We start from the raw sequence: 11,104 nt of genomic DNA on the forward strand, positions 1-11,104 counted from the left end.
TCCTCGCTTCGATGATCGTCTCGATAGCGGGGGTCGATGCACAGCTCGTGCAGATGGGGGCATCGGCTTCGGTCCAACTCATCGTCCTCGCTCCAGGGGGGCTGCGAAACCTATTTTACCGCCGATAGTGGATCAACGGGGTCGGCCAGTACGCCCGCGGGCAGTGCCAAGGAAAACACGGGTAAGCTCGTCGCCGACTGCACCAGTGCAACCCAGCGGTGAGCGGGTCCTGGGTCCACGACCGGGGAATTCTCGGGCTGCTCATTGACCCGAGGCGCCAAGTATCGGGACCAGTTGGCGTGGCGCGCGAGTGACGGCGAAGGGGGATGGTCGGCTCAGGGGCTGAACCGGAAGGGGGGTATCGGTACGGCCCTAGATCGCAGCGCTCGCAGGGCGCGGTTCACGCGGCCAGGATCGTGTCTTCAGAGCCCAATCCGGGCGTTCCGCCAGCGGTCGGCCCTGAGGACGCGACCTCGCCGCACGGCGCCTTCGGCCTTCTGGAACCGGGCATAGAAGAACCCGTCCATCCGCATCCTCCCCCGGCAGGAATCTGTCGGCCGCGCGTTGACCCGGATCGCCATCGGCGGGGCCTCGTTATTGGCCGTCGCGATGGCTTCCCAGTCGGCAGGCCAAGCCCCTCGAAGGGCGCAGAGATCCACCCGAGGTGAGTCAATCGTGCGCTTTCGCAGGATGAATCATCGAGAACTGCTTCTTGGCCGGCGAGGAACCGACGCAGCAGAGAGGGCGAAAGCCCGCTTTGTGGGCGTTCCGCCGCAGCGTTCACCTCTGCTGCCAGCCGGTACCATCGATAACGCCGTCTCCATGCCGATTGGAGCGGTGGCATTTGTAGGACCGATGCCCGCAGAGCGATCCGCTGCATGGGGCGCTTCGGCCGGCGGCCATAGGCGGAACACCAAGAAGTGGCTTCCGCCCTGTCATAGCTTTGTCAAGCTGACTACCCTTCCGCCTTACGCGCGTTGCTGCTCCTAGGTTACAGGCATGGCTGTGCTGATACTACCCGACCGAAGGGCCCTCTTTTGGTATAAAGATGAAGTTCTTCACGTAGCGCTCAGACCTGCCTGATTCTCGGCGCGGCCCGATTTGATATTGCTCCCGCGAAAAATGCGATATGTGCTTAACCACACCATCGCCAAGGAAAAAGCCGTCATAGCCTAGATCACGAAGTAATCTAAATACGTCGTCTGCCGCCGCACCTACATGCGCATATTCGTTTTCCAGGAACAGATTCGGACGGTCGCGCTGCAAAGTAGCGATTGCACCCTTGAGAACGATATTCTCGTGCCCCTCGACATCGATCTTGATGAACCCGATGTCTTTGAGATCAAGATCGTCGATGCGACTTCCCGGCACCTTGACGATCGCGAAATGACCTTCTCGTTTTCGGTCTAAGGACGCACCGTTATTCGTCCACCCCTTCCGTCCTTTCGGCACAACCAATTCGACGTCGGACGTCCGGTCGGTAAGTGCCATGTGGTATACGGTAACATTCCTATCCACGACGCGTTTAAGCACATTAAACGGCAGCGGATTTGGCTCGAATGCATGGACATGGGGAGAATAGCGGGCAAGGAAATGCGTGAAAAGACCATGATTCGCGCCAACGTCTAGGCTGATGCGTTTGGGATCTACGACATATCTTAGCAACCCCATTTCAGGGTCAATCCACTTCATGTACTTGTACGAGCGGAAACGGTAGTAACCCCGAAACGGAATCCATTTGAACTTAAGATCAAGGACGAACTGGTTGATGTGGTCTCGCAGCGTATCTTGTGGTAGGTGCATGGAAAATATGATCTAGAATCTAGCTGTCAGTATCTAGTGGCTCCTCCGCGGAATCCGTGGGTGCAAGAAGGCACGTGTGATACGTAAGCAGCTGATGAAAAGAACTTATGGCGCAGGCGGCCACGGTGTCGAAATAATTGCAGGGCTGTCGATCCTGTGGTTAAAGGATAGGAAATTCAATGGGTCTTTGCAACAGGTATTGCTAGGTCGGACGGGCCGGCCGGTGGTTGGGTGGTCCAGGATGAGGGAGGAAAGAGCGCGTTCGGGCTGGCCCCGGCCGGGTTTCGGGTGGCTGCAGGGGCTGTGGGGTGGCGGACAGGCGAGGCCGGGTGCTCGGACGCGAGTCCATCGGTGCCGATCAAGTCACCTTGACCGCTTTTGGCCGGCGAGGCTGATACCCAAGTTCTTGGAGACGTTCGATAGAGACCCGGCGTTTGACATGGCCTCGGACGGCAGCGCTCGCAGGACGCGGTTCACGGGGCCAGGACCGTGTCTTAGAGCCCGATTCGGGGGTTCCACCAGCGGTCTGCCCGCCGACCATGACCTCGCCGCTCGGCGGGACGCCGCCTCGGGCTAAACGCCTTCAACCTTCTCAAGCAGGGCATAGAAGAACCCGTCCATGTTGTCCTCGCCCGGGAGGATCTGCCGGCCGACGCCGGTATCGCGGCCCCAGGCGGCCTCGATGGGCACCAGGCGGGCGTCCCGGTGTACACCTAGAAAGGCGTCGATGCGATGCGCATTTTCCTCGGGAAGGACGGAGCAGGTGGCGTACAGGAGCTTACCTCCGAGGCCGAGGAGCGGCCACAGGGCTTCCAGCAACCGGGACTGCTCCTCGGCCATGCGCGCGATGTCCTGCGGCCGGCGCAGGACCTTGATATCGGGGTGGCGCCGTATGACGCCGGTGCCCGAGCACGGGGTGTCGAGGAGTATGCGGTCGAAGGGGCGGCCGTCCCAGAAGGTATTGGGGTCGGCGGCATCGCCGCTCATGACCCGGGCTTGCAGCCCGAGCCGTTCGAGGGTGCTCGATACGTTCACCAATCGACCGGGGTCTTTGTCCACCGCCACGAGGTGGGCCGCGGGCGACATCTCCAGGACATGCGCCGCCTTTCCGCCGGGCGCCGCGCAGGCGTCGAGGACGTAGTGACCGGCCCGAACCTCGAGCAGCGGTGCCGCAAGCTGGGCCGCCGTGTCCTGGACGGAGACCGCCCCCATCCGGAAACCGGGCAGCGCCGCGGCGTCCATCGGGCAAGCCAGCACCAGCCCCTGATCGGCATGGGGCGCGGGGCTGGCGACGATACCGGCGTCGCGCAACTCGACCAGGTAGGGATCGCGGCCGGCGCGCCTCGAATTGACCCGGATCGCCATCGGCGGGGCCTGGTTGTTGGCCGTCGCGATAGCCTCCCAGTGGCTGGGCCAGGCCCTGCGAAACGCGCACAGGAGCCATTCGGGGTGCGCGAAACGTGCGCTTTCGGGGGAGGTGCTCTCGATCGATGCCTCGCGGGTGGCGAGGAAACGCCGCAGTACCGCATTGACGAGCGGGACCGCCCAGGGTTTCTTCAGGCGCCGACAGGCCTCGGCGGTGGCCGCCACGGCGGCGTGCGGGGGTACGCGCAGGTACCGGACCTGATACAGCCCCGCGAGCAAGAGGGCCAGGACGATAGGGTCCTGCCGCTCCATCGGGCGCGTGAGGAGCCGGCGGAGCCAGAAATCGAGGCGGGGCAGCCAGCGCAGGACGCCATAGCAGATCTCCTGCGCCAGGGCCCGGTCCTTGGGATCGGACAGGGTCGCGAGGTGCCCCGGCAAGGACGCGGACAGGGACCGCCGGTCCGCCATCACGGCCGCCAAGACGCGCGCGGCCGTGGCGCGTGGCTCCGAGCCATCCCTAGCCCGCATCTCTCACCAGCGGCCGTCGCGAGGGCGCGGATCGGCGACCGCAGCGGAGTGCCGGTGAGAACTGCGGGCTAGGCACGGGTGATCTCGGGATGTCCGCGCAGGAACTCGGCGGCGCTGAGCGGGCGGCGGCCCGGGGCCTGGACTCGCAAGAGCCGCAAGACACCCTCGGAGGTGGCCACATCCAGATGCCCGTCGCCGGAGGCCAGGACCGATCCGGATGGGCGGTCCGTCGGGATGAGCATCGCGATGGCCTCGAAGACCCGCAATTCGATCCCGGCGACCTCGCCGAAGGCCACGGGACGGGGATTGAAGGCCCGTACCCGGCGTACCAGCTCCACGGCCGGCCGGCGCCAGTCCAATCGCGCTTGCGCGCGCTCGATCTTCGGAGCATAGGTCGCCAGGGGTTCATCCTGGGGCCGTTCGTCGATCTGGCCCGCGAGTACCGCCGGGAGGGCCTGGGTAAGCGCCTGCTTCCCCAGATCCGCCAGTCGGTCACGGAGATCGCCGGCAGTGTCGCCGTCCGTGATGGGGCAGCGTATCTGGTGGAGAATGGGTCCGCTATCCAGCCCGGCCGTCATCCGCATGATGGTCACACCGCTCTCGGCGTCGCCGGCGAGGATGGCGGCGGCGATGGGTGCGGCACCTCGCCAGCGCGGGAGCAGCGAGGCATGGACGTTGATACAGCCCAGCACGGGGATGTCGAGGACCGCTTGCGGCAGGATCTGGCCGTAGCCGACCACGACCATCACATCGGGGGCGAGCTGCGCCACGGCCTCCTGCTCGGAGGGGGTCTTGAGTGACGGGGGCTCGCGCACCATGAGCCCCGCGGCCCGCGCCAGCATCTTGACGGGGGTCTCGGCGAGCTTAAGACCACGGCCGGCCGGGCGGTCCGGCTGGGTGTAGACCGCCACGATCTCGGCGTCACGGTCCTCGATCAGGCCGTCGAGGACCGTCGCCGCGAAGGCCGGGGTACCGGCGAAGACGATGCGCGCCAATATTGCTTTATTTACCGGGAGTTACCGGGACCCTACCGGGCGAGCACTGATGTGCCGAGCTTCACAGGGCCTGCTTTTGGGCCTTCGTCAGCTTCTTGGTGATGCGGCTGCGCTTCAAGGGCGAGAGGTAGTCCAAAAACAGTTTACCCTCGAGATGGTCTATCTCGTGCTGGATGCACACGGCGAGCAGGCCGTCGGCGTCTTGTTCCACAGTACGGCCTTCGAGGTCCTGGAAGCGGATGCGGATACGTTCGGCCCGCTCCACCTCTTCGAAGACCCCGGGGACCGACAGGCAGCCTTCTTCCATGCGTTCGACCCCGTCCTTCTGGAGCAGAGTGGGGTTGATCAGGCATAGTGGTTGGTCGTGGGTCTCCGAGACATCGACCACCAGGAGACGGCGGTGGACGTTGACCTGGGTGGCGGCGAGCCCGATGCCCGGCGCGGCATACATGGTCTCCATCATGTCCGCGGCCAGACGCCAGATCTCGTCGTCGACGACCGCGACGAGGGCAGCTTTGATCCGCAGCCGCGGATCAGGATGGTAAAGGACCTGCAGGATGGCCATCGTCAAACGGGAGGGGGTCGAGCACCACCACCATGATAGCAAATGAATAATAGCAGATGCGTCCGGCGGCGGCGGGCCCGCGATCGCCTCCGGTGTATTTTCTCCCGGGTCACGACCAAGCTTCAAGCAGGGTACGACCTTACGACGTTCTTTCCTCGGTCTGAGAGAGATCGCCTGAGAGAGATCGGAATATATACGCCATGTTGAGAAAACTACTTCAAGTCTTGTTGGCCACAGCGTTCGCGCACGGCGCCGCGGCCGAGGTCGCCGATCTGAAGCCCGGCCACCCGACGCGCTACGTCGTCAAGCAGGGCGATACCCTGTGGGACATCGCGTCTACCTTCCTGCGCCGGCCGTGGCTGTGGCCCGAGGTGTGGGAGCAGAACCCGCAGGTCAAGAACCCGCACCGGATCTATGTCGGCGATGTGCTATGGGTCGGCATGGAGGGGGGGCGTCCGAGGCTTTACTCCCGCCACTCCCGGCACGTCAAGCTGTCGCCGACCGTCCGGGCGTCCGAGCACGATCGGGTGGTGCCTCCCATCCCCCTGGACGCCATCTGGCCGTTCCTGATCCAGCCGCGTGTGGTGGGTCCGGAGGACCTGGCCGACGCGCCCTATGTGGTCTCGAGCCAGGACGAGCACCTGACCCCGGCGGAGACGAACCGCATCTACATCCGCGGGCTGCCCCCGGCCGAGCCCGGGACCCAGTACACGGTGGTGCGGTGTGGCGAGGTGTATCGCGATCCGCCCGCGCAACGCGACGAGAACACCCGTTACGCGACCCTGGAACCCGTCGCACTCCGATATGCCGAAGACTGCATCGGTGCCGAGGGCGGGGCCTTGGGCTATGAGGCCTTGCACGTGGCCGATGCCGTTTTGGAACGCGCCGGCGACCCGGCCACCGCCGTGATCACCCGCTCGAACCGCGAGGTACTGTCCGGTGACCGGCTGTTGCCCTTGACCGGGGCGGTGTACCCGGAGTTCGTCCCCCACGCCCCGCCAAAACCGGTGACAGGCAGCGTCATCTCCGTCATGGACGCGATCTCGCAGGTCGGTCCGAAACAGGTGGTGGTCCTGAACCGTGGCGAGCGTGCGGGTCTCGAGCCTGGACACGTCCTATCCGTCTTGCGGAGCGGGCTCCTGGTACGTGACCCGCTGAGCGCCAAGGTTTCGAGCAGCCGGGGTGATCTCGCGGAGCTACCGTCCGAACGCATCGCCGATCTCATGGTGTTCCGGACCTTCCCGAGGGTGAGCTACGCCCTGGTCATGGCGGCGACGCATCCGGTGCATCTCTACGACGCCGTGAAGAACCCCTGAGGCAAGTGCGCAGGGTATAGGCGGCCCCATCGTGAAGGGCCGTGACGAGCGATCCTGCTGGCTGGTGCTGCACCGGGCGCCGGGCGTGGCGGCACGCACCTTTAGATCCTTGTACGGCCGCTTCGGCAGCGCGCAGGCGGTGCTGAGCGCGGCGCCCGGTGAGCTCGCCGCAGCGGGGCTCGACGGCAAGGCCATCGCCTATCTGCGTGCCCCGGAGTGGGGGGCCGTCGATGCTGCCCGGCGCTGGAACGATGAGCCCGGCCACCATGTCCTCCTGCTCCTGGACCCCGATTATCCCCCGCTGCTGCGCGAGATCCCGGACCCGCCGCCGGTCGTCTTCGTCAACGGCGATCACCGCGTCCTGTCGAATCCTCAGCTGGCTATCGTGGGGAGCCGCAATGCCAGCCGGGCGGGGATGGAGCTCGCCTACGAGTTCAGCCGCGCCCTGGTGCAGTCCGGGCTCTGCATCACGAGTGGACTGGCGCTCGGGATCGACGCCGCGGCCCATCGTGGGGCGCTGTCCGGCCCGGGCCCGACCGTGGGGGTGGCCGGCACCGGGCTCGACTGCGTCTATCCGGTACGCCATCGCGAGCTGGCCCGGGAGATCGCCGCTCTCGGGGCCCTGGTCACGGAGCTCCCGCTCGGGACGCCGCCCATCGCCCAGAACTTCCCGAGGCGCAACCGCATCATCAGCGGCCTGTCGCTCGGGACGCTGGTGATCGAGGCCGCGCACCGGAGCGGGTCGCTCATTACGGCCCGCCATGCCATGGAACAGGGGCGCGCGGTCCTGGCCGTCCCAGGGTCGATCAAGAGCCCCCTATCGCGGGGTTGCCACGCGCTGATCCGGGACGGCGCCAAGCTCGTCGAGACGCTCGGGGACATCCTTGAGGAATTGATCCCCATGCACCGCTCCGTGCCGCCGGTCGTGGCGGCCGAGCGTGCCGGAGGTCCTCGACCGCAGCAGGTCGACATGGGCTTCGAGCCCGAAGGGCTGGATGAGGACTATCGGCGCCTGATCGATTGCCTCGGCCACGATCCGGCATCGATCGACCTCCTGGTCGCGCGTAGCGGATTGACGGCCCCTGTGGTTTCCTCCATGCTTTTGATCCTGGAGCTGCGCGGATATGTGCGGGCCGAGGCGGGCGGGAACTATGTCCGAATGGCGCAGGCCTGAGCCCCGCGCGTGAGGACCTCGGCGCACGACAGATGTTCGTTGTGTACGTCCGCGGCCCATCGGCCGAGTAGAATCCATCATACGCCGCCCCTTCCTTCCACTAATCACCCCTGTCTCACATGGCCAAGAACCTGTTGATCGTCGAATCCCCCGCCAAGGCCAGGACCATCGGCCGCTACCTCGGCCCCGGCTACAAGGTGCTCGCCTCCTACGGGCATGTGCGCGATCTCCTGCCCAAGGAGGGTGCGGTGGACACCGACCACGGTTTCGCCATGCGCTATGAGCTGATCGAAAAGAACGTCAGGCACGTGGACGCCATCAGTCGCGCCATGCGTTCCGCCGAGGCCTTGTATCTCGCCACCGATCTCGATCGGGAGGGCGAGGCCATTTCCTGGCATGTGACGGAGGTCTTGCGCGAGCGCGAGGTGCTGGACGACAAACCGGTCTATCGGGTGGTGTTCCACGAGATCACGCGCCGGGCGATCACCGACGCCTTGGAGCGACCGCGCGCCCTGTCGGTGGACCTCGTCAATGCCCAGCAGGCGCGGCGGGCCCTGGATTACTTGGTGGGTTTCAACCTCTCGCCGCTCTTGTGGCGCAAGATCCGGGGCGGGCTGTCCGCCGGCCGGGTGCAGAGCCCGGCGCTGCGCATGATCGTCGAGCGCGAGGAGGAGATCGAAGCCTTCGAGACCCGGGAGTACTGGACCATCGAGGCCCAAGCCCGCCATGTGGATCAGCCCTTCGTCGCCAAGCTCGCCGTGTTCGAGGGAGAGAAGCAGAAGCAGTTCAGCATCGTGAACGGTGAGGAGGCTGCACGCGTACGGGACCGGTTGCTGTTCGTCGCCGAAGGCCGGCTCCTGGTCACCGAGGTCGAAAAGAAGAAGCGCAAGCGCCAGCCGGCCCCGCCCTTCATCACCTCGACCCTGCAACAGGAGGGGGCGCGCAAGCTCGGTTTCACGGCAAGCCGCACCATGCGCGTCGCCCAGCAGCTCTACGAGGGCATCGACATCGGGGAAGGGGCCGTGGGCCTCATCACCTATATGCGCACCGATTCCGTGAACCTGGCCGCCGAGGCCGTGAATGAGGTCCGCGAGCTCATCACCTCGCGCTACGGGGCGAGTCAGGTCCCGAGTGCGCCGCGGCGCTTCCGGACCACGGCCAAGAATGCCCAGGAGGCCCATGAGGCGATCCGCCCCACCGCGATCGGACGGCATCCCGAACGGTTGAAGTCCCAGTTGAGCGTCGAGCAGTGGCGGCTCTACGACCTCATCTGGAAGCGCACCGTGGCCTGCCAGATGATCGATGCCACCATCGCTATGGTGGCGGTGGACCTCATGTGCGGGCCGGGCAACCTGTTTCGGGCCACCGGGTCGACGCTCGCCGATCCCGGGTTCATGGCCGTTTACCTGGAGGGCCGGGACGACAAGGGCGCCGAGCTGGACGACACCCTGTTACCGCCCATGCTGGTCGGCGACCAGGTGACCCTGGACCTTATCGAGGCCAATCAGCACTTCACCGAGCCGCCGCCGCGCTACACCGAGGCCTCGCTGGTCAAGGCCCTGGAAGAGCACGGGATCGGCCGTCCCTCGACCTACGCGGCCATCATCTCGACCCTGCAGCAACGCGAGTACGTGACCCTGGAGACCAAGCGCTTCCAACCGACCGATGTCGGGCGCGTGGTCACCCGCTTCCTCACGGAGCATTTCACCGATTATGTGGATTACGGCTTCACCGCCCGTCTCGAGGACGAGCTGGATGCCATCTCGCGGGGCGAAAAGGAGTGGACCCCGGTGATGCAGGCGTTCTGGACCGACTTCAAGCGCCTCATCGATACCAAGGCCGAGACCGTGAGCCGCAAGGACGCCACCCAGGAACTGCTGGAAGAGGCCTGTCCCAAGTGTGGAAAGCCGCTCGCGACCCGCCTCGGGCGGCGCGGCCGGTTCATCGGCTGCACCGGCTATCCGGATTGCGATTACACGCGCAATGTCGACGGTCAGGCGCAGGCTGCACCGGCCGCCGAGGTCGTGGAGGGCCGGACTTGTCCGGAGTGCGACTCGCCGCTCCTTATGCGGGCCGGGCGTTACGGGCCCTTCATCGGCTGCAGCGCCTATCCCAAATGCCGGTTCATCGAGCCCCTGGAGCGGCCGGCCGACACCGGGGTGGGGTGCCCCGAGTGCCATGCGGGCCACCTGCTCAGGCGCAAGTCGCGGCGCGGTAAGGTGTTCTTTTCCTGCTCCGGCTATCCGGGCTGCCAGTATGCCGTCTGGAACGAGCCCGTGGCGTTGCCCTGCCCGCAATGCCGTTGGCCCATCTCCGTCATCAAGGTCACCAAGAGCAAGGGCGCGACGCGCGCCTGTGCCCAGAAGAACTGCCGTTTCTCCGAGCCGTGGCATCAGGAGGACCCGCAGGCGGCGGTTGCGGCCGGCTGAGGGGACACGTGAGGCTGATGGGATGCCAGAACCGTTCGTGGCGGTGATGATGGGCTCGGACTCCGACCTTCCGGTGATGGAGTCTGCCATCGAGGTCCTCTCTGCGCTCGGGGTGCGGGCCGAGTTGCGGGTTCTGTCCGCCCATCGCAGCCCCGAAGACACCCAGGCCTATGTCCGCGATGCCGATGGCCGTGGCTGCGGGGTGTTCATCGCCGCGGCCGGGCTGGCCGCGCACCTCGCCGGCGCGGTGGCGGCGGTCACCGTCAAGCCCGTGATCGGGGTCCCGATGGCGGGTGGCCCCCTCAGTGGCTTCGATGCCCTGCTCTCGACCGTGCAGATGCCGGGCGGTGTGCCGGTGGCCTGCGTCGCGATCGGGAAAGCCGGGGCCAAGAACGCCGGGTATCTCGCGGCCGAGATCCTGGCACTGGCGGATGGACGGCTGGCGGAGCGCCTGCGTGCCGACCGCGTGGCGATGGCCGAAGCGATCCGGCGCAAGAACACCGAGCTCGTCGAGCGCTACCCCCACGGCCCGGCTGGAAGGGACTGAACGAGCCTAATCTATAGAGGATTGGCGGGGTGCACGGCTGGGACCTGGTGCGGGCGGCTCGGGCGCTCGCCGGCGGCGGGGTGATCGCCTATCCGACCGAGGCGGTGTTCGGGATCGGCTGCGATCCCTGGAACGAGACGGCGCTCTTGTGTCTGGTGCGTCTCAAGCGGCGGCCACTCTGCAAGGGATTCATCGTGATCGCCGGCGCGCACGAGGATCTGTCTGGGCTCGTGACCTTCCCCGATGCCGAGGTGCGGGGGCGCGTGCTCGCGACCTGGCCGGGCCCGGTGACCTGGGTCCTGCCGGCCTGCCCCGGCGTGTCGAGGCGGCTGACGGGCGGGCGCCGGGGTCTGGCCGTGCGCGTCACCGCGCACCCGGTGGC

11 protein-coding genes are annotated in these 11,104 nt (G+C 66.3%); 5 read left to right on the top strand and 6 right to left on the bottom strand.

Annotated features, from left to right (window positions below; all coding sequences use genetic code 11):
- Nucleotides 1-110: 110 nt before the first annotated feature.
- The 6 genes from M3461_00860 to def all read right to left on the bottom strand — a co-directional run bounded on the left by M3461_00860 (nucleotide 111) and on the right by def (nucleotide 5,256).
- Nucleotides 111-179, bottom strand: a complete 69-nt coding sequence (locus M3461_00860; protein MDQ3773030.1) for a hypothetical protein — start codon at nucleotides 177-179, stop codon at nucleotides 111-113.
- A gap of 243 nt (nucleotides 180-422) precedes the next feature.
- Nucleotides 423-581 carry a hypothetical protein gene (locus M3461_00865; GenBank protein MDQ3773031.1) on the bottom strand — a complete coding sequence of 53 codons (159 nt, stop codon included), beginning with the start codon at nucleotides 579-581 and terminating at the stop codon, nucleotides 423-425.
- Nucleotides 582-1,014: 433 nt separating this feature from the next.
- Entirely contained in the window at nucleotides 1,015-1,803 is a 789-nt protein-coding gene (locus M3461_00870) for an FkbM family methyltransferase (protein MDQ3773032.1), read from the bottom strand.
- Nucleotides 1,804-2,376: 573 nt separating this feature from the next.
- Nucleotides 2,377-3,696 carry a 16S rRNA (cytosine(967)-C(5))-methyltransferase RsmB gene (gene rsmB, locus M3461_00875; protein ID MDQ3773033.1) on the bottom strand — a complete coding sequence of 440 codons (1,320 nt, stop codon included), beginning with the start codon at nucleotides 3,694-3,696 and terminating at the stop codon, nucleotides 2,377-2,379.
- A gap of 68 nt (nucleotides 3,697-3,764) precedes the next feature.
- Nucleotides 3,765-4,691 carry a methionyl-tRNA formyltransferase gene (gene fmt / locus M3461_00880; GenBank protein MDQ3773034.1) on the bottom strand — a complete coding sequence of 309 codons (927 nt, stop codon included), beginning with the start codon at nucleotides 4,689-4,691 and terminating at the stop codon, nucleotides 3,765-3,767.
- A 61-nt stretch (nucleotides 4,692-4,752) separates the two neighbouring features.
- Entirely contained in the window at nucleotides 4,753-5,256 is a 504-nt protein-coding gene (gene def / locus M3461_00885) for a peptide deformylase (GenBank protein MDQ3773035.1), read from the bottom strand.
- A gap of 200 nt (nucleotides 5,257-5,456) precedes the next feature.
- On the opposite strand from def, the gene M3461_00890 reads away from it, so the two are divergent.
- From M3461_00890 to M3461_00910, 5 genes are all read left to right on the top strand, one after another.
- Nucleotides 5,457-6,572, top strand: a complete 1,116-nt coding sequence (locus tag M3461_00890) for a LysM peptidoglycan-binding domain-containing protein (GenBank protein MDQ3773036.1) — start codon at nucleotides 5,457-5,459, stop codon at nucleotides 6,570-6,572.
- A gap of 28 nt (nucleotides 6,573-6,600) precedes the next feature.
- Nucleotides 6,601-7,746 (top strand): DNA-processing protein DprA, encoded by a 1,146-nt coding sequence (gene dprA / locus M3461_00895; protein ID MDQ3773037.1) that lies wholly within the window; start codon nucleotides 6,601-6,603, stop codon nucleotides 7,744-7,746.
- Nucleotides 7,747-7,865: 119 nt separating this feature from the next.
- Nucleotides 7,866-10,175: a type I DNA topoisomerase gene (topA, locus tag M3461_00900; GenBank protein MDQ3773038.1), complete on the top strand. Its 2,310-nt coding sequence runs from the start codon at nucleotides 7,866-7,868 to the stop codon at nucleotides 10,173-10,175.
- A gap of 22 nt (nucleotides 10,176-10,197) precedes the next feature.
- Nucleotides 10,198-10,722 carry a 5-(carboxyamino)imidazole ribonucleotide mutase gene (gene purE / locus M3461_00905; protein ID MDQ3773039.1) on the top strand — a complete coding sequence of 175 codons (525 nt, stop codon included), beginning with the start codon at nucleotides 10,198-10,200 and terminating at the stop codon, nucleotides 10,720-10,722.
- A 29-nt stretch (nucleotides 10,723-10,751) separates the two neighbouring features.
- The coding region (locus M3461_00910; protein MDQ3773040.1) for a Sua5/YciO/YrdC/YwlC family protein at nucleotides 10,752-11,104 on the top strand (353 nt) is incomplete at its 3' end.

The organism is Pseudomonadota bacterium, from assembly GCA_030860485.1.
Lineage (GTDB): Bacteria > Pseudomonadota > Gammaproteobacteria > JACCXJ01 > JACCXJ01 > JACCXJ01.